Consider the following 17,716-nt stretch of genomic DNA (forward strand, 5'->3'; position numbering starts at 1 on the left):
ACAATTTAAATATAAACAAGTTGGATTTCATTTATTAACCTAAATCTCTTTTTTACATTTTGACTCTATTTTTATGAAAATAAATAGAAATGCGGTGAGCCTTTATGAAAATAGTAAAGCTAAATGAGTCTTTTATTTTTGAATTACTTAATCTTTGCAAATCTGTTGGATGGTTACACGATGAAATTTTTATGAAAAAACAATTCGAAATGTATCTTTCTATCGGCACACTTGTAGGTTACATTCATGAAAACAAACTCATTGCGACTGGAGGAGTATTTCCCTTTACACGTAACTTCGCTTCCATTGGTATGTTAATCGTTCACCCTAATTTTCAAGAACGAGGAATAGGGCGCATGTTGCTAAATCATTGCTTGGAACAAATTCATCCAAAACAACCCATTGCACTTATTGCGACAAAAGCTGGCGAACCTCTATACACATCATGCGGATTTCAAACAGCAACAAAGATTCATCGTTTTGAAAAGCAAACTATTAAGACGGACCCTTCTCACTTACAAGAAGTACAAGAAGAAGACCTTATATCTCTTACTTCTCTCGATCAAATTGCAACTGGTATGAATCGTTCTCTACTTTACTCTTTGCTACTACCAAGGGCCGTACACTCTTTTAAAATTGAAAGAAATAACTGTATAGAAGCTTTTTCATTATGCATACAAAAGGGCAATATATTATGTATCAATCCACTTATCGCCAAGCAAGAAAAAGATGCTATTCAATTATTAAAAAAGATATGTGAATGTTGGAATGGTATAGTACGAATTGATGTCCCACACTCACAATTTACATTTCGTAAATTTCTTCAAACAGAAAATTTCCAAGAAACGCTCCTTTCACCGCTTATGATAAAAAATGGTAGCCGACTTCCTGGAAATCGTAATATGCTATTTGCTATGATAGATACAGCGTTATGTTAGAAAGGAGACACCTAATTGAAGCGATTTAGCTATTTTATGGTAGGTTGTCTTACTCTTACACTATTAGTAGGATGTAGTGCAACAGAAAAGCCAGTAGAACAAGTAAAGCAAGTGAAAAATACAATTACAGCGAAACTAGCTACCGAGGAAAAAATGGTAGAAATAGATGGTCAAACCATTTACTTTAAAAAAATTGGTAATGAAAAACCACCTTTACTTATGATTCATGGCTTTGGAGGGTCATCAGATGGTTTTCAAAAGATTTACTCCGATTTAGCAAAAGATCATACAATTATTTCTGTAGATGCTTTAGGATTCGGGCGCTCATCTAAACCAATGGATTTTTATTATTCTTTTCCAACTCATGCAAATTTGTATTATAAATTAATGAAAAAACTAGGGTATGATTCATTCGCAATACTGGGTCATTCCATGGGGGGAGAAATTTCTCTAAATTTAACATATTTATATCCTGAAGCAGTTACTCACCTTATTTTAACTGATGCTACAGGTGGCCCTCATACATTCGTTAATAAACAAGGCTCACCAAAACCACAATTGTCGACTGATTTAAATGCCGTTTCTTCTATTGCAGATTATGATAAAAGCAAAGTGAAATTCAAACGTAATGATGAAGAGCATTATAATAAAATGAAATTATGGCCTAGGCGTCTTAAAATTAATGCAAATGAAATGAAACAGCCAACTTTAATTATATGGGGAAGAAATGATAGTAGCGTTTCATGGAAAGAAGGAGAAACGTATCATCAATTCTTAAAGAATAGTACCTTCCATATTATCGAAAAAGGTTATCATGCACCGTTTCGTCAAGAGCCACAAGAATTTGTTGGTTATGTAAAAGAATTCTTTAAAAACAATCCGATACAATCTGAAAAATAACATAAACGGGTATCTCATTTTGAGATACCCGTTTTCATATATTAAGCAGCTTGCTTTTGGCGTTTTTGAGTTTTTGATCCTAATACTTTTGGGATAACGAAGCCGTCAATTCCAAATTTACCAGCATTCATACCAGAAACCAGAACGAACATAGATAAGATAACCATTTCAGGATTCACTCCAATTGACCCACTAAACATATAGGAAAAGTTCATTACAAGGCCAAAAAAGACCGCTGTTTTTGTTAAACAGCCTACAATTAAACCAATTCCTACTAAAATTTCTCCCCATGTTACAAGTGTATTAAACAAATCTACATTTGGAATTGCAAATTCTTGTAAGAATGATGCCCACCAAGATTGAACAGCCGGTTGTGCACCTTTAGATTTTTCAATTGCACCTTGCAAATAACCTGTTGCATCGAATCCTTTCCCTTGTAGTTTACCGATTCCAGCCATTAACCATGTGTAACCAAGATATACTCGAATTACTGCTAATACAAAAGAAACTGCTTTGTTTTCTCTTAAAAATTGAATAACCATATCTTCCTCCTAAAGTTGTAATTAAATTAGTTACAGATAATATAATAACATTAGTTACTTATTTTTCAAACGTTAATTATGAATAATCCGTGACATGTGTATGAAACATTAAAAACTAACGTTTATATAGTAACTTTTATTACCTGTAAAAACTTGAACATATCATACCACAGGTGATAATCATTTTCATTGAAAAAATTGTAAAAAAAATGTGAGTTAAATGTGAAACACGTTTATTCGAATATAGAATAAACGTGTTTCACACTAATTATAGAATCGAAATGTATGTGTCTCCTCATCAATTAAACTTGCTTCTTGAAACGCTTCTTCTAACGTTTTCCCATGGTTAATAACCCCATAAAATAAGCGTATAGTAAACATAAGTGCTGCATTTCCATCTACATAATCAATCGATCCAATATACGATTTCGCACCACTATGTAAAAAAGATTTTGCTAGATTTTGCTCCCCTAACGTGCACCCGCTATTTACAATATGTGTATTATGCAATTTTGCATATTCATAAATTTCTTCTGTACCAAAATACCCTCTCGGTTCATCTTGTTCATATACTTCTTCGCCTAACTCTTCCATGACAAACTTCCCTTCTTCACCATGAAAGCAAAAAATAATATAATTAATACCATTAAATAAGTTCTTTCCAGAAAGAACTTCCACAAAATCTTTCGGTCTACCAATCCAATATGTCACAACCCTTGCACCAAAATATTCAAGAGATGCTCGGATTGATTGCGCCTCTAAATCCGAATTAAAACCAACTACTAATGCAATATTCAACATACAACCCCATCCTATAATCAGCCCTTATCAATCAGAATTTTATTGTATAAATCCATTTCATATATGCCCGTTTCCTGCAAAAAATCTGATCTAGTTAAAACGACTTTCTGTAAATATTGCCTATATGCTGTAATTGTTCCATCGTGGGATACAATGCAAATTCTTTCAACACTCAGTTCATAACACCAAAGAAGAAATTCATCTACTATTTGCTGAAAACTATTCTTTGAAATAGTGTTTATACCTTCCTTCCATAACTGATTATTTGAGCTTTTCTCTATCGAAAAATGCGGAAATAACTTTGTTATCATTCCCTGATCTACTATATAATCGCACGGTAATGTTCTCGCTTCTTCTCGATAAGGAAAAATACGCGGGGATACATATGGATGGACGATTTTTTGACAAGCTACCTTCTCACTCCATATTGTCGCCGTTTGTAAAGTTCTAAGTGTAGGACTAGCAATTAATATATCCGTTTCTTGCAATGGCACATTGCATTGAAGTAATTTAGCCTGATTCCTTCCCTCATCCGTTAATGGGGGATGCAACACTTGTAAACTTGACGGCAAGTCCTTTGTATGTTCTCCTTCACCGTGCCGAACAAAGACGAGTTTCATACCCACCCTCCTCTCTCTATGAAATCCTTCAACATAATTTCTTCCCTATCTCATCCATTATTCCTGCTATATAAAAAACCGATATGTCAAATACTTTTTACAAGAGAGAGGGGAATCACAAATATGAAATGGATAACCATCTTAATCGGAATGATCATATGGGTATATATAAACGGATTTTTTAGTAGTGATAAAACTGCTAATCCTTGGATTACAGATGATGAACGGGAAACAAAAATTAAGCAGAAAGCAATTATTGCAAGCTGGTCTGGTGTTTTTATGTTTTGTATCATTAACCTCTTAAACAAATGGTTAGGTGTAGAAACGAGCAACGCGTCACCTTACTTACCACCTTCTGTCGCAACTATTTTAAAAGAAAATGTAGAGCTACAAATTTTATTTATGCTATTTATTACGTATGGCATATTTTACGTATACTATAGAAGAAAACTAAGTGCTTAACTTTTATCTCATGATTATCCTCCTAAATGGATATAGTAATTAGGACGAAATGAAAGGAGCGATATAAAAATGAGTAACTCGAATGATTTTTTAGATACACTGCATGAAAAACAAGCAAAAGATGAACAAAATAGAAAACGTCAGGGGAACGGAAACCCCGCGAAAAAGAAGCCAAATAAAACACATAAATAACAATAAAAACCTGCCTAAAATTATCTTTTAGGCAGATTTTTTATTCTTCTTTCACCGAAATGACATTTTCCCAATTCCATTTCTCATAATACCACGCTGGTACATCTATATTTTCAATCCACTTCTTTTCTTGCTTTCCATCACTATTGGCAAGCCATACATTGGCTTTCTTACGGTCTGAACGTATCCATATTAAGTGATTGCTCTTCTTTATAAAGATTGGATGATAATCACCCTGCTCATGAGGTGGCTTTGTAATTTGATGTTGTTTATCGCTTGTACGATCAATCTCATATAAAGATGGCAGTGGCCTTTTTTCCGGCGGAGTTTCTATTCCTGCCTCTTTTGCCCTCGAAACGATAATTACTTTGTGGTTCTTCCATGCAAAATCCCAATCGACATATCCTTTCGGCGTAAATGTGTTCTGCTGAAGTACTGGCAATTCTTTTACTTTTAAATGTTTATTCTCTAACGCAACTCTCCCGCTTCCTTCAATATAGGCTAATATGTTGCTAGATGGCGCCCATTTGAACCATTGTGTGTTTAATAACATTTGGTCTATCTTTTCAAACCGGCTGCCATCTGCTCGAACTAAGCAAAGCGTATTACTATCAGCTGACCATGAAGCTGTCGGTACCGCTAAAAATGAAATCCACTTTCGATCTGGTGACCACTCAAATCCACTTGCAACTAGCGCTAGAAAATCATCATGCTCATTTGGCAATGCATACAAATGCTTCATTTTGTGAGGATTCATATGTGCATCTTTTTGCACTTCATATAGCTGGGCTCCTGTCCATCCTGTTGGAAGTAAGTGTGCTTCAGATGATATAAGAAAGTTCTTTCCATCAGGGTACCATGCATAATCACCTACACCAGCTGATACATTTTCAAAATCAGCATTCTTTTTTTCTACCTCAAATGTATGTAATGTACCTGTAAATATAAATGCAATTATATTTTCTATTGGTGACCATTGATAATTTGATACTTCTAAGTGAAACGGCGTAACTTTCTTTCCATCTTTCAGCCGATATAACTCAAGAGTACTTTGTTTCTTCCCTTTTACATATGCTAGCCACTCCCCATCATATGACCATTTCGGTCCTGTTATGTATTCTCCTTTTGTAAGTTGTTTTTCTTTTCCATCAACTTTAATCCAGAGGTCATGATGACGAATAAAAGCAATTTTCACTCCACTATTTTCTGCTTTAGTAATAGTAATTGAACTTAAAAATATGAATAATAATGCGGTGACACTTGCTATAGCCTTTTTCATAACACTCCTCCATTTCCCTCATAGCATTCCTCAATGTCCACCTACAATATGTGAAAAATACCTATTCGACATAATCAGAAAAAATTTCTCAAGAAATTTTCAATTCATAGAGGATTAGTATGAATTATGCCGAAAATATAGTTTAGCTAACATCCGATTATGTAATTTAAGAGAAATTTGTAAGATTATATTTCGGAATATTAGCACTTTTTATTAGGGGGAGTCTCAATGAAAAAAACTACATCTACACTATTAAGTATGGTACTCGTCTTTTCTAGTTTTGGAGCTTTAAGCGCCCATGCTGAATCAATGCAAAAGGAGAAGCAATTTAGTCCACAATTAAAAACAACGATTGAACAGTGGGGAGAACATAAAATTGCTCAAAATGTTGAAACGAAAACAACAAAAGAAATATCAGTAATTGTAGAATTGCAACATGCACCTCTCGCTGCTCAAAGTAATATTCAGCATGCTCCAGATTTACAAAATAGTAATGCACAGTCTTATCATGCCGAGCTAAAAAAAGCACAACAAGAGACGACTAAGAAAATAAAAGAAAAAGCACCTGGTGCAAAAATTAAAGAAGTTTATAATACGTTATTTTCCGGTTTCTCTATTTCAGTTCCAGGAGATCAAATTACTGCTCTTGCTTCTTTACCTGAAGTAAAGACAATCTATCCGAACTTAACATATAAATTGCACGAAACAACGAAAAGCGCTACTAACGAAGAAGTACCTAATATCGGTGGACCGACAATTGGTGCGCCTGAAGCTTGGAATTTAAAAGACCCCTGTGGCAAACCTCTTGATGGAAAAGGTATGAAAGTAGCTATTATCGACTCTGGCGTAGACTATACACACCCTGACTTAAAGGCAAATTATATTGGTGGATATGACACTGTCGATGAAGACAACGATCCAATGGATGGTAACGTACATGGTACTCATGTAGCTGGAATTATTGCTGGTAATGGAAAAATTAAAGGCGTTGCTCCAAATGCTTCTATTTTAGCTTATCGTGTCATGAATGACGGTGGTACTGGTACAACAGATGATATTATTCAAGGTATTGAACGAGCGATTCAAGATGGTGCTGATGTGTTAAATCTATCCCTTGGACAAGATTTAAATGTACCTGATCAGCCTGTAACTTTAACGTTAGAACGTGCAGCAAAGCTTGGGGTTACTGCAGTCGTTTCCAATGGAAATGATGGTCCAAAACCTTGGTCTGTTGATGCACCTGGGAATGCAAGTAGCGTAATATCAGTTGGAGCATCTACAGTTTCTATTCCCTTTCCAACATTACAAATAGCTGGTTCCAGCAAAACCTACCAAGGATTACCGTTATCAAAATCAGATTTCCCAATAGGAAATGCTTCTCCACTTGTATATGTTGGCTATGGTAATCCAAGCGATTATGCAAAACAAGATGTGAAAGGAAAATTTGCACTTGTTTTACAAGGTACTTCTAGTACGTTAGTAAAAGCTGAACAAGCGAAGCAAGCTGGTGCAATTGGTGTACTATTCATTTCTACAGAAAAAGAAATCAATATTATGCCTGAATACTTTACACGTGAAAACCTAGCCCTTCCAGTTATGCAATTATCCAATGTAAACGGTGAAGAGTTGAAAAACTTAATTACAAAGCGCAAGAAAAATATAAAAATTAGCCAACCGGTTCCGACTGAATTAATTGGAAACTTTAGTTCCAGAGGTCCGTCACAAGGAAGCTGGCTTATAAAACCAGATATCGTTGCACCTGGCGTACAAATTACTAGTACAGTACCACGAGGCGGCTATGAATCGCATAACGGAACAAGTATGGCTGCTCCGCAAGTAGCTGGAGCGGTTGCCCTCCTGCGTCAAATGCACCCTGATTGGACGACGGAACAATTAAAAGCATCACTTGCCAATACAGCAAAAACTTTAAAAGATGTTAATGAAAATACGTATCCTGTTATGACGCAAGGATCTGGCTTAATTAACATTCCAAAAGCTGTTCAAACAAATGTATTAGTAAAGCCTAACAATATCAGCTTCGGTCTTATAAAGCCAAACAGTGGTAAAGTAAAACTGATGCAAAATATTACGTTACAAAATCTTTCTAGTAAAAAGAAAAGCTTTTCAACTCGTGTAGAATTACTAGATGCAACCACAAAAACAAAAGTAAAAGCTTCTGTTCCTTCATCGATTAGCGTACAACCAAATAGTAATACGGAAAAACCATTTACTATCACTGTCGATAGCTCACTACCACAAGGTGTGTATACTGGGAATGTATATGTAAAAGAGCAAGGAGCAAAAGAAGAAATTCGAATTCCATTTACATTTAGTATCGATCCTAAAGATTATAAACGAATTGATGGTCTCGAAATTGTGAATTCTACTTTTAGTCCAAACGGGGATAACATATTAGATGATAATCTCATCAACTACTATTTAGTTTCTCCTGTTGAAGATGTAACGTTACATGGTAACTTAGTTACAAAAGAACGTGTAACATACGAAGGAATCATTTATGAAGGTAAAAATGAAACAGCAGGTTATAAACCGTTCAAATGGGATGGTACAAAAGTAGATGGATCACCACTCGCGGATGGTTTATATCAAATTGAAGCAGTTGCTTCTAATTCTGGCGGAGAAACAAAGCAAACAGCTGCTGTATTCCTTGATCGAACTGCACCTAAGTTAACACATGAGGTTGACCAAGAAAATCTTGTAATTAGAGGAAAAGTTGATGATATTCTACTAGATTGGATGTCAGAATCTGGTTGGATAGCACCTGGCATTCCAGTGAGAATGCAATATGAAACTAACGGAAATGGTGTATGGGAACAGGCATTCCTGAACCCTTGGGAGAAAAGCTATGACATTTATTTCGATCGTACTCAATTACAAGAAGGAAAAAATACTATTCACATTGTAGCAACTGATGCAGCTGGCAATACCTCTAATTTAACTGTTAATTTAGAAGTGAAATAAAGTGAAACTTTAATCAGTGGAGATTTCATTCATCCCCACTGATTATTAGCCTTCACCAATCGGGGGTTCACGAGCAGTTAGGCTCCCATCTTACTTCTTTACTTCCACTGAATTTTGAGGTAGGAATTTTACTGCTCATTAACACGGGATAAAAAATTTTTGTTGACAATTTTTTTAATATAGTTTTATAATACAAAACATAGTTTAGTTGAACGAATTATATATCGGCTTTGAAGGAATACTAGTAGCGACTTATATCACTGTCTCAGAGAACTGATGGTTGGTGCGAATCAGTACATATACAAGCGTGAATTACAATTCTGGAGCTTCTTTCCCGTAATGCTTTTTATGCATGAAGAGAAAGACGGATCTTTCCGTTATCGTAAAGTGAGTGGTAAACAATTAGTTGTTTACAAATAGGGTGGTACCGCGATTTTTATCGTCCCTATCGGATTTTCCGATAGGGACTTTTTTGCATCCATCCTCTTACACAATTTCATATATACGCGTTGAAAGAATCGCAGTAGTATCTTATATCCCTGTTACAGAGAGCTAATGGTCGGTGGAAATTAGCACATATATAAGTATGAATTACAATTCTGGAGCTTCTTTTTCGTAGTGCTTTTATGTATGAAGGAAAAGACGGAATTTTTCCGTTATCATTAATTGAGATGTAAGTATATTTTCACTTACAAATAGGGTGGTACCGCGATTCTTTCGCCCCTATCGGATTTTCCGATAGGGGCTTTTTCTATTTCTCATAGAAACATATGTTAAATAATTCCGAATCTTATGATAAAATTTTATAAGCGCTTACAAAAATGAAAGGAGGTGATACAAGCTATACGAAATCGATATTCAATTTTATTGAAAAAAAGGAGGATGTCTAAATGACAAAGAAAACAGAAATTCCATCGCATTTAAAACCATTCGTATCCACACAACATTATGATCAATACACACCGGTGAATCACGCTGTGTGGCGTTATATTATGAGACAAAATCATAGCTTCTTAAAAGACGTTGCTCATCCAGCCTATGTGAACGGACTACAATCATCTGGTATTAATATAGATTCAATTCCAAAAGTAGAAGAAATGAATGAGTGTTTGGCACCAAGTGGCTGGGGCGCTGTAACGATTGACGGACTTATTCCCGGCGTAGCATTCTTCGATTTTCAAGGACACGGATTACTACCAATCGCAACAGATATTCGGAAAGTAGAAAATATCGAGTACACACCAGCTCCAGATATCGTACACGAAGCCGCAGGACACGCACCGATTTTACTTGATCCTACATATGCAAAATATGTGAAACGTTTTGGGCAAATTGGTGCAAAAGCTTTCTCTACAAAAGAAGAACATGATGCATTTGAAGCTGTTCGTACATTAACGATAGTAAAAGAAAGTCCTACTTCTACTCCTGATGAAGTTAAGGCTGCTGAAAATGCTGTAATTGAAAAACAAAACTTAGTTTCTGGTTTATCAGAAGCTGAACAAATTTCACGTCTTTTCTGGTGGACAGTAGAATATGGATTGATTGGAAATATAGATGATCCAAAAATATATGGTGCTGGTCTCCTTTCTTCTGTTGGCGAAAGCAAACATTGCTTAACAGACGCTGTAGAAAAAGTTCCATTTTCTATCGAAGCATGTACAGGGACAACTTATGACGTAACAAAAATGCAACCACAACTATTTGTTTGTAAGTCCTTTGAAGAATTAACAGATGCGCTTGAAACATTTTCTAAAACAATGGCCTTTAAAACAGGTGGAAAAGAAGGTTTAGAAAAAGCAATTCGCTCTGAGAACTATGCAACAGCTGAGCTAAATAGCGGATTACAAATTACAGGTACATTTAGCGAGACAATTGAAAACGATGCAGGTGAATTAATTTACATGCGAACAAATTCGCCAACAGCATTAGCGCTTCATAATAAACAGTTAGCGAATCATTCTACTTCTGTACACAGTGACGGATTTGGAACACCAATTGGATTACTCACTGAAAATATTGCATTAGAAAATTGTACAGACGAACAACTACAATCATTAGGAGTTACAATTGGAACTATCGCTGAGTTTACTTTTGCAAGTGGTATTCATGTAAAAGGAACAGTAACAGATATTGTGAAAAACGATAAGAAAATTGCCCTTATTTCCTTTATCGATTGTACAGTTACTTATAACGCCCGCGTTTTATTTGATGCTTCATGGGGCGCATTTGATATGGCTGTTGGCTCACAAATCACTTCAGTATTCCCAGGTGCCGCAGATGCAGCAGCATTTTTCCCAATGGATGAAGAAGTTCAAGAAATTCCTGCTCCACTTGTACTGAATGAACTTGAACGTATGTATCAAACAGTTCGAGATATTCGAAGTGAGGGGATTTTACATGACGCGCATATCGATCAATTAGTAGCAATTCAAGAAGTATTAAATAAATTTTATGCGAAAGAATGGTTGCTGCGCCTTGAAGTATTAGAGTTACTTTTAGAGCATAACAAAGGGCATGAAACATCGGCAGCATTACTACATCAACTTTCTACTTTCACAACTGACGAAGCTGTAACACGCCTTATTAACAATGGTCTTGCGTTACTTCCAGTAAAGGATGTGAAAAATGATGCTAAGATTAACTGAAGAAGAAGTTCACGAGGAATTATTGAAGGTAGATAAATGGATGGTAAAAGATGAGAAATGGATTGAACGAAAATATATGTTTTCCGACTACTTAAAAGGAGTCGAATTTGTCTCTGAAGCCGCCAAACTATCAGAAGAACATAATCACCATCCATTTATCCTTATCCAGTATAAAGCAGTTATTATTACTTTGTCATCTTGGAATGCAAAAGGTTTAACGAAACTAGATTTTGAGCTTGCAAAACAATTTGATGAACTATTTTTACAAAACGAAAATGCAATTATAAGAAAATAAAAAAGAGAAGCCTTTTTAGGCTTCTCCTTTTATTTTGAAATGGATACAATGTCCAAATGGATCCTCGACTTGTAATATTCCATCTTTGTACGTAGCAATCTTGCCAATATTTTTTAAGCTTTCACATACTTGCTCTTTTTGTTTTTCATCCGCTAGTACAATTGTGAAATATTTTAAACCAACAGAACCTGGCATTTGCGGTGGCACCCCTTCACCTTGCCACGTATTTAAGCCGATATGGTGATGATAACCACCTGCTGATACGAACAACGCTCCATTACGAGCTGGGATCGTTACTTCAAAACCAAGACCATCAACATAGAAACGTTTCGCTTCCTCTAAATCAGCTACATGGAAATGAATATGCCCCATCACAGTACCAGATGGAAATCCATTCCATGTACTTCCTTGCTGTAATAATTCTTCACCAGCTAACGGGTTACTAACAAATGGGAGTTCTCCATTCTCATCACGCCAAACTTCTTTTTGTCGATCATGATAAATTTCAATCCCGTTTCCATCTGGATCAGCTAAATAAAGAGCTTCACTAAAGTAATGATCGGCTCCGCCATGTAGTGGATATACCATCTCTACAAGATGACGAAGAACATTCGCTAAATCCTGTCTACTTGGTAATAAAATTGCGTAATGATATAACCCTGTTCTTGCTCTTTGCTTCGGAAAAGCTTCTTTCTTTTCTTCAATGATAAGAAGTGGTTCATCATTTTCATTCCCAAATGTAACGACTGCTTCTTCTTCTTTTAGCACCTTCATACTTAGTACTTCCGTATAAAACTCTAGTGATTTCTTTACATTAGATACGTATAAATGAACAACATCAAGTGTTGTATCGGGATGAAGTTGAAAACTCATCTTGTTAGCCCCCATTTAAATTAGTTCTTCTTTGACATTTTTTCTTTTAAGAAATTATCTACAAAACCATCAGCTTTTGCAACAAATAAATATGCACCCATTGCTAATAATGCAAGTTCTAATTCGAAACCAGGATTTTTTCCATCTCCCAATAAACCAGCTGACCATTTCACTTTTACGATTGCTCCAACCATAACAAGTGCAAATAATAATCCAATATATCTTACACCTAAACCTAGAATTAATAATAGGCCTCCAACTAATTCAAATGTTGCTACACCGTATGCAAGTCCTCCTGGTAAACCAATGCTTGTAAACCACCCTGCAATATTGTCAATTCCTGATTGGAATTTTGTTAAACCGTGCATGAAGAATGTTACCCCTAACACGATACGAATAATTAAGTTACCAATATGTTGATTCATTTCTTTCTCTCCTTTATAGTTTTCTTATACAAAACTTTTATTTACATTACAAAACATACACTAATTTTTTTTATTCGTCAATTCATTTTCACTGGGAAAATATATATTTTTTTTGCTATGATACAAATAGTTGTTTACAAAAAGGAGCTTGATTTTATGAATATTGGTTCTGCAATACGTGAAATTCGTCAACGTAGAGGCATAACAATCGCACAAATTTGCGAGGGAACAGGTCTTTCTAAAGGATTTATGAGTCAGGTTGAAAATAATAAAACATCACCATCTATTTCAACTTTAGAAACGATCTCCAACTTTTTAAACGTTCCCCTTCCCTATTTATTGTTAGAGCAAAAAGATCGATTAAAAATTGTCAAAAAAGAAGAACGGAAATACAGTGTATACGGAAAAGATGAACAAAGAATTGAACATGTCGCTGAGCAAGGGGGCCTTCGCCTATCTTTAGTAGAAATACCTACTGGATTCCCGAAAGAAAACTCACCAAATGCCCATGAAGGGGAAGAATGTCACCTTGTATTACGCGGAAAACTAGAAGTTCAGCACGGTGAAGATATTGCAATTGTAGAAGAAGGTGATTCTTTCTCATGGAATGCATGCGTTCCTCATATTGTTCGTAATATAGGAGAAGAAACTGCATTACTACTCATCTCTAGTTATGCGGAAAATCGAAAACGTGTTTACTAAATAATAAAAAAGAAGCCTGCTAAACAGGCTTCTTTTTTATCCCCTTATAATTCCATAACTTGTCCCCACTAGTACAGTCTTTTCGTGTTGATTGCGATAAACTGACTCGATTGAAACTTTTTTATAGCCTTCCATTTGCTCAACATTTGTTAAAGTTAATTCACAAGTGATTGTATCTCCTGTGAAAACTGGTCTAATAAACTCACTTACTAATTCTCTTGCTATGTAATGTAATTCTTCGCCTACTTTCGTTCCAATGCTAGCAGTCAATAAACCATGGACCATTAATCTTCCATTTTCATCATATTCCACATGGTGTCTGCCTTTATCTCCGGTAATATTTGCAAATTCAAAAACCTCTTCCTCAGTAAATCTTCTTTCATATTTAAATACATCCCCAACTTTTATGCTCATTTTTATCCCCCTAACAATAAACAGAATTTTCTTTTATTTTATCATAAAATGAGCCTCAATCCATTCTCTATTATCAATAGCCTCAAAATTACCTCGCTAAACTTTTTACTTTTCATTCATTTATCGGTGACCATCTCTTCTCGCGACTTGATATCCATAATACGCACATGTTCCATTTCTCGATAGCTCTCTAACTTCAAATCCACAGCTTCTATAAAAATCAAAATTGTTCGCAGAAGTATGTGCAAACCAGTCACCATGTGGTAGCTTTTGCAAACAAAGAGCGACAAGTTTCTTACCTAATCCCTTCCCTCTATATTCACATTTCACAACTAAATTTACTATGTTCGCGACCATGATTCCATCAGAAATGACTCTAACCATCGCAACCATCTCTTCTTCATCCCAAATTGTGAATGCCCATGTTGAATTTTCAAATGCTATCGTGAATTTTTCAATTTGCCAAGAAGGGATATTATCATTGCTCCAACCGGCATCTTCGAATAAAGTCTTAATTGCATATGCAGGTACACCATTCGTTCCCTCACGAATAATAAGTCCATTATGATAAATGTACATGTAATCCCCCCTTTATTTTTATATACCATTCTTCAAAAAATGAAATTAACCTTTTTTCATCCAATGCGCCTAATGGAATAAACGAGAACATCCATCCCATGAAATGAAGTTGTTTTCTCATAACTAAGCCCCGTTTTTCTAGCAACAAAGATTGAGGCGGGGTGGTCCGGATTAATAAGAGAAATTAATTTATTCATTCGTAACGCTTGGAAGCCATAGTCTCGAAATGCTGCCGCTGCTTCTTTCGCATAGCCTTTTCCCCAATACTGAGGTAATAACCAATAACCAATTTCAATTTCCTCTTTTCCATCTATCTGCTGCTTTACTAATCCTGCATGACCAATCCGTATCCTCGTTTCCTTTTCAATTAATACAAATAAACCGAGGCCATTTTTATAGCTAGGAATTACCCACTCCTCCAAACTTTTTTTACATTGCATATATGTTTTTAACGTCCCATTTCCAATATAGCGCATTACTTTTTCGTTTCCCCATAGTGAAGCGTAGAACTGTAAATCATCCATTGTATATTTACGAATTTGTAAACGGTCTGTATGAAACATTCCTTCACTCCTTTCTACTAATTTCTTCTTAATTTCACGATCATATTTTGTATGCACAATAAATGTTACCATTTATTATAAATGAATCAACTACATAACGCAGAATATTCAATCTTATAGAAACAAAAAAAGCAGTAGACAAATATTGTCTACTGCATCCATATCATAACTAGCATAAAGAAAACTACAATTGAGGGGGGTGTAGGATTTTCAAATATACTAGATACTTATCCCGTTCTAACGGGCGGTAAACTTTCCAATTGTTTCAAGTGAAAAGTTTACCGCACATAAGAACTTCCTTCGTTCATTAAGATAGTATTGCTAAATAATCATATACACGCTTAGCTTTCTCTCCACCCATTCGTGCATGCTGAAGAAGAGAAATACCATGAGGACCAGATGCACGTAATGCTTCTGGTTGAGCTACTAAAATAGCTTGTACGACTTCTAATTCCCCAAGCATAGCTGCCGCGAAAATATCCATACGAGCACCCTTTTCTAGTAAATAAAGAGCAATATCTTTACGACCTACATGTGCCGATGCGCCTAACGCACTTTCCCAATCTGATCCACCCCAATTATAAGAGGCGTGAAGTAAGCTTGGTGATTCAACCAATAGCTCTTGTACTTTCTCTAAATCCCCGTGAGCTGCCATAACAAATTCTCTTACTAATTCAGTGGTAATACGCTCTTCTGTTTGCATCGCTCTTCTCCCCTTTTAAAAATTCGTTTCGGTGTAAAAAAAGGCTTGTCACTTCCCTGAAAAATATCTACATCTATGCCAAATACATGTTGAAACATTTCATGGCATAGTACTTCTTCTGGTATACCATCATACTGAATTTTTCCTCGCTTTAATACAAGTAAACGATCGCTATATTGAGCAGCTTGGTTAATGTCATGTAAAACCATTATAATTGTCATTCCAAACTCCTCATTTAATCGTTTCACAAGTTCCATTACTTCCAACTGGTGAACGATATCTAAAAAGGTTGTTGGTTCATCCAATAATAAGACATTTGTACGTTGCGCTAGCGTCATCGCAATCCAAGCACGTTGCCGTTCCCCTCCTGATAAAGAATGTAAAAGACGATATTCATACCCTTCAAGATTTGTAACAGACAATGCCCAATCAACAATTTCTTCATCTTCTTTATTTAAGCGGCTACTCCATGATTTATGTGGACCTCTTCCGAACTCAATTAGTTCTTTCACTGTTAAATCTAATTGATGATCATGCATTTGTGGTAACATTGCTAATTGCTTCGCTACATCAGCACTCTTCATCATATGAATATTTTTCCCATCTAAAATGATGTCCCCTTCGCTTTGTTTCAGTAGCCTTGCTATTAAACGAAGCAAAGTAGATTTTCCCGATCCATTCGGACCAATTAAACTAACGATTTCTCCAGCCTTAATATGTACATTCATATTTTGCATTTGAAATCTTTCAGAGTGTGCGTAAAACACTTTGTTAACGGAAATCACTTTGTTTTCCTCCTCTATGAATTAAATATAAGAAGAACGGACCACCTAAGAAGGACAGTAAAATACCAACAGGCAATTCGATTGGGTCAAACCAACTTCGAGCTATTGCATCCGCAAAAACAAGTAATACCCCGCCGCCAAGGCATGATAAAGGTAGCAAATATCTATAATCATTTCCAACTAATAAACGTAGCATATGTGGTACGACAAGACCGACAAATCCAATAAGACCAGACACACTTACTGCAATTCCAGCTAATAATGTACTTACTACGATTAAATAAAACCGACTTTTTTCCACATTATGTCCTAATAACTTTGCCATTTCATCTCCAAGCATTAACACTCGAATATGCTTAATACCAAAGAAAGCTAATATAATGGCGAATATTGCATAATAAATAATCATGTTTAAATGTGCCCAACTTACACCACCAATACCGCCCGCTAGCCACGGTAACACCGATTGTACTTTGTCACTATGTAATAACATTAATGCTGACGTTGCTGCACCAATTAATGCATTGATCGACACCCCTACTAAGACGATTCTTGAAGGTGGTGCCCCTTTTTGCCATGATAAAGCATAAATAACCATCGCTGTTATGAAAGCTCCTAAAAACGCCCCTAGTGGTAAAAAAGCTAGATGCTGTGGGAATAAAATCATGATGACAATTGCTACAAGGCCTGCTCCAGATGAAACTCCGATAATACCAGGATCTGCAAGAGGGTTTCTCATAACTCCTTGTAGCAGTGTACCAGATGCAGCTAAACATGTTCCTACTATAAACCCAATGAGCACTCTCGGTATGCGAAGATCCCATACAATTCGATGAACTGTCGAACCTTCATCTTGTATACCTGTTAAAATATCTCGTACAGAAAAGGATAAACTTCCTGCGAAAAGACCGTAAAAGAGACCTAGGATTGTTAATACAACTAAAGTAACTGCTATTATCCATCTTTTTTTCGCAAAAGGATGTTCCTTTTCTCTTACTACTTCACTACTTTCCATA

Annotated in this window: 20 protein-coding genes and 2 other annotated features; of the genes, 8 read left to right on the forward strand and 12 right to left on the reverse strand. The window is 35.8% G+C overall.

The window, feature by feature from the left end:
* Positions 1–104: 104 nt before the first annotated feature.
* Both MR143_RS04510 and MR143_RS04515 read left to right on the forward strand, forming a co-directional pair.
* On the forward strand, positions 105–938 hold the full coding sequence (locus MR143_RS04510) for a GNAT family N-acetyltransferase (RefSeq protein ID WP_000706690.1): 834 nt from the start codon (positions 105–107) through the stop codon (positions 936–938).
* A 15-nt stretch (positions 939–953) separates the two neighbouring features.
* Positions 954–1,838, forward strand: coding sequence for an alpha/beta fold hydrolase (locus MR143_RS04515; RefSeq protein ID WP_000819833.1), 885 nt, complete (start codon positions 954–956; stop codon positions 1,836–1,838).
* A 41-nt stretch (positions 1,839–1,879) separates the two neighbouring features.
* Here the strand turns inward: MR143_RS04515 and MR143_RS04520 are convergent, their stop codons facing one another.
* The 3 genes from MR143_RS04520 to MR143_RS04530 all read right to left on the reverse strand — a co-directional run bounded on the left by MR143_RS04520 (position 1,880) and on the right by MR143_RS04530 (position 3,801).
* Complete coding sequence (locus tag MR143_RS04520) at positions 1,880–2,380, reverse strand: DoxX family protein (RefSeq protein WP_000236609.1); 501 nt, start codon at positions 2,378–2,380, stop codon at positions 1,880–1,882.
* Between the two features lie 264 nt (positions 2,381–2,644).
* Entirely contained in the window at positions 2,645–3,181 is a 537-nt protein-coding gene (locus MR143_RS04525; protein WP_000931926.1) for a hypothetical protein, read from the reverse strand.
* A gap of 17 nt (positions 3,182–3,198) precedes the next feature.
* On the reverse strand, positions 3,199–3,801 hold the full coding sequence (locus MR143_RS04530; RefSeq protein ID WP_000779735.1) for a histidine phosphatase family protein: 603 nt from the start codon (positions 3,799–3,801) through the stop codon (positions 3,199–3,201).
* 123 nt (positions 3,802–3,924) lie between these two features.
* Between MR143_RS04530 and MR143_RS04535 the strand changes: the two genes are divergently transcribed.
* Both MR143_RS04535 and MR143_RS04540 read left to right on the forward strand, forming a co-directional pair.
* Positions 3,925–4,263, forward strand: a complete 339-nt coding sequence (locus MR143_RS04535) for a hypothetical protein (protein ID WP_000871283.1) — start codon at positions 3,925–3,927, stop codon at positions 4,261–4,263.
* Between the two features lie 69 nt (positions 4,264–4,332).
* Positions 4,333–4,455 carry a DUF4023 domain-containing protein gene (locus MR143_RS04540; RefSeq protein WP_000071861.1) on the forward strand — a complete coding sequence of 41 codons (123 nt, stop codon included), beginning with the start codon at positions 4,333–4,335 and terminating at the stop codon, positions 4,453–4,455.
* 40 nt (positions 4,456–4,495) lie between these two features.
* Here MR143_RS04540 and MR143_RS04545 read toward each other — a convergent pair whose 3' ends face one another.
* On the reverse strand, positions 4,496–5,734 hold the full coding sequence (locus tag MR143_RS04545; RefSeq protein WP_000709063.1) for an eIF2A-related protein: 1,239 nt from the start codon (positions 5,732–5,734) through the stop codon (positions 4,496–4,498).
* A gap of 228 nt (positions 5,735–5,962) precedes the next feature.
* Between MR143_RS04545 and MR143_RS04550 the strand changes: the two genes are divergently transcribed.
* From MR143_RS04550 to MR143_RS04560, 3 genes are all read left to right on the forward strand, one after another.
* Positions 5,963–8,716 (forward strand): S8 family peptidase, encoded by a 2,754-nt coding sequence (locus MR143_RS04550; protein WP_000754190.1) that lies wholly within the window; start codon positions 5,963–5,965, stop codon positions 8,714–8,716.
* Positions 8,717–8,937: 221 nt separating this feature from the next.
* Positions 8,938–9,166: a binding site (T-box leader), on the forward strand.
* A 50-nt stretch (positions 9,167–9,216) separates the two neighbouring features.
* Positions 9,217–9,444: a binding site (T-box leader), on the forward strand.
* 162 nt (positions 9,445–9,606) lie between these two features.
* Positions 9,607–11,361, forward strand: coding sequence for an aromatic amino acid hydroxylase (locus tag MR143_RS04555; RefSeq protein WP_000163215.1), 1,755 nt, complete (start codon positions 9,607–9,609; stop codon positions 11,359–11,361).
* Positions 11,342–11,656 carry a 4a-hydroxytetrahydrobiopterin dehydratase gene (locus MR143_RS04560; RefSeq protein ID WP_000979538.1) on the forward strand — a complete coding sequence of 105 codons (315 nt, stop codon included), beginning with the start codon at positions 11,342–11,344 and terminating at the stop codon, positions 11,654–11,656. Before MR143_RS04555 ends, MR143_RS04560 begins: the two co-directional genes overlap by 20 nt.
* A gap of 15 nt (positions 11,657–11,671) precedes the next feature.
* Here the strand turns inward: MR143_RS04560 and MR143_RS04565 are convergent, their stop codons facing one another.
* Both MR143_RS04565 and MR143_RS04570 read right to left on the reverse strand, forming a co-directional pair.
* Positions 11,672–12,529 (reverse strand): VOC family protein, encoded by an 858-nt coding sequence (locus tag MR143_RS04565; protein ID WP_000009836.1) that lies wholly within the window; start codon positions 12,527–12,529, stop codon positions 11,672–11,674.
* A gap of 20 nt (positions 12,530–12,549) precedes the next feature.
* Positions 12,550–12,954, reverse strand: coding sequence for a DoxX family protein (locus MR143_RS04570; RefSeq protein ID WP_001071553.1), 405 nt, complete (start codon positions 12,952–12,954; stop codon positions 12,550–12,552).
* Positions 12,955–13,110: 156 nt separating this feature from the next.
* Here MR143_RS04570 and MR143_RS04575 point away from each other — a divergent pair, with 156 nt between their 5' ends.
* Positions 13,111–13,656, forward strand: coding sequence for a helix-turn-helix domain-containing protein (locus tag MR143_RS04575; RefSeq protein ID WP_001020693.1), 546 nt, complete (start codon positions 13,111–13,113; stop codon positions 13,654–13,656).
* Between the two features lie 36 nt (positions 13,657–13,692).
* On the opposite strand, the gene MR143_RS04580 is transcribed toward MR143_RS04575, so the two are convergent.
* The 6 genes from MR143_RS04580 to MR143_RS04605 form a co-directional block, all read right to left on the reverse strand.
* Complete coding sequence (locus MR143_RS04580) at positions 13,693–14,070, reverse strand: hotdog family protein (protein WP_000025015.1); 378 nt, start codon at positions 14,068–14,070, stop codon at positions 13,693–13,695.
* 120 nt (positions 14,071–14,190) lie between these two features.
* A complete protein-coding gene (locus MR143_RS04585; protein ID WP_000276119.1) occupies positions 14,191–14,649 on the reverse strand; it encodes a GNAT family N-acetyltransferase in 459 nt (152 codons plus the stop codon).
* A gap of 56 nt (positions 14,650–14,705) precedes the next feature.
* Positions 14,706–15,284, reverse strand: coding sequence for a GNAT family N-acetyltransferase (locus MR143_RS04590; RefSeq protein ID WP_000256013.1), 579 nt, complete (start codon positions 15,282–15,284; stop codon positions 14,706–14,708).
* Positions 15,285–15,519: 235 nt separating this feature from the next.
* On the reverse strand, positions 15,520–15,915 hold the full coding sequence (locus tag MR143_RS04595) for an ankyrin repeat domain-containing protein (protein WP_001192765.1): 396 nt from the start codon (positions 15,913–15,915) through the stop codon (positions 15,520–15,522).
* Complete coding sequence (locus MR143_RS04600) at positions 15,882–16,700, reverse strand: ABC transporter ATP-binding protein (RefSeq protein ID WP_000626529.1); 819 nt, start codon at positions 16,698–16,700, stop codon at positions 15,882–15,884. Before MR143_RS04600 ends, MR143_RS04595 begins: the two co-directional genes overlap by 34 nt.
* Positions 16,687–17,715, reverse strand: coding sequence for a FecCD family ABC transporter permease (locus MR143_RS04605; RefSeq protein ID WP_002000971.1), 1,029 nt, complete (start codon positions 17,713–17,715; stop codon positions 16,687–16,689). The genes MR143_RS04600 and MR143_RS04605 overlap by 14 nt, the downstream gene beginning before the upstream one ends.
* Position 17,716: the final 1 nt, after the last annotated feature.

Source organism: Bacillus cereus group sp. BfR-BA-01347, from assembly GCF_022663835.1.
GTDB lineage: Bacteria > Bacillota > Bacilli > Bacillales > Bacillaceae_G > Bacillus_A > Bacillus_A thuringiensis_K.

What these genes read in the sequence shown, in the direction of transcription:
- MR143_RS04510 (WP_000706690.1), top strand. Translation starts at nt 105, where the DNA reads ATGAAAATAGTAAAGCTAAATGAGTCTTTTATTTTTGAATTACTTAAT.
- MR143_RS04520 (WP_000236609.1), bottom strand. Translation starts at nt 2,380, where the DNA reads ATGGTTATTCAATTTTTAAGAGAAAACAAAGCAGTTTCTTTTGTATTA.
- MR143_RS04525 (WP_000931926.1), bottom strand. Translation starts at nt 3,181, where the DNA reads ATGTTGAATATTGCATTAGTAGTTGGTTTTAATTCGGATTTAGAGGCG.
- MR143_RS04530 (WP_000779735.1), bottom strand. Translation starts at nt 3,801, where the DNA reads ATGAAACTCGTCTTTGTTCGGCACGGTGAAGGAGAACATACAAAGGAC.
- MR143_RS04535 (WP_000871283.1), top strand. Translation starts at nt 3,925, where the DNA reads ATGAAATGGATAACCATCTTAATCGGAATGATCATATGGGTATATATA.
- MR143_RS04540 (WP_000071861.1), top strand. Translation starts at nt 4,333, where the DNA reads ATGAGTAACTCGAATGATTTTTTAGATACACTGCATGAAAAACAAGCA.
- MR143_RS04545 (WP_000709063.1), bottom strand. Translation starts at nt 5,734, where the DNA reads ATGAAAAAGGCTATAGCAAGTGTCACCGCATTATTATTCATATTTTTA.
- MR143_RS04550 (WP_000754190.1), top strand. Translation starts at nt 5,963, where the DNA reads ATGAAAAAAACTACATCTACACTATTAAGTATGGTACTCGTCTTTTCT.
- MR143_RS04555 (WP_000163215.1), top strand. Translation starts at nt 9,607, where the DNA reads ATGACAAAGAAAACAGAAATTCCATCGCATTTAAAACCATTCGTATCC.
- MR143_RS04560 (WP_000979538.1), top strand. Translation starts at nt 11,342, where the DNA reads ATGATGCTAAGATTAACTGAAGAAGAAGTTCACGAGGAATTATTGAAG.
- MR143_RS04565 (WP_000009836.1), bottom strand. Translation starts at nt 12,529, where the DNA reads ATGAGTTTTCAACTTCATCCCGATACAACACTTGATGTTGTTCATTTA.
- MR143_RS04570 (WP_001071553.1), bottom strand. Translation starts at nt 12,954, where the DNA reads ATGAATCAACATATTGGTAACTTAATTATTCGTATCGTGTTAGGGGTA.
- MR143_RS04575 (WP_001020693.1), top strand. Translation starts at nt 13,111, where the DNA reads ATGAATATTGGTTCTGCAATACGTGAAATTCGTCAACGTAGAGGCATA.
- MR143_RS04580 (WP_000025015.1), bottom strand. Translation starts at nt 14,070, where the DNA reads ATGAGCATAAAAGTTGGGGATGTATTTAAATATGAAAGAAGATTTACT.
- MR143_RS04585 (WP_000276119.1), bottom strand. Translation starts at nt 14,649, where the DNA reads ATGTACATTTATCATAATGGACTTATTATTCGTGAGGGAACGAATGGT.
- MR143_RS04590 (WP_000256013.1), bottom strand. Translation starts at nt 15,284, where the DNA reads ATGGTAACATTTATTGTGCATACAAAATATGATCGTGAAATTAAGAAG.
- MR143_RS04595 (WP_001192765.1), bottom strand. Translation starts at nt 15,915, where the DNA reads ATGCAAACAGAAGAGCGTATTACCACTGAATTAGTAAGAGAATTTGTT.
- MR143_RS04605 (WP_002000971.1), bottom strand. Translation starts at nt 17,715, where the DNA reads ATGGAAAGTAGTGAAGTAGTAAGAGAAAAGGAACATCCTTTTGCGAAA.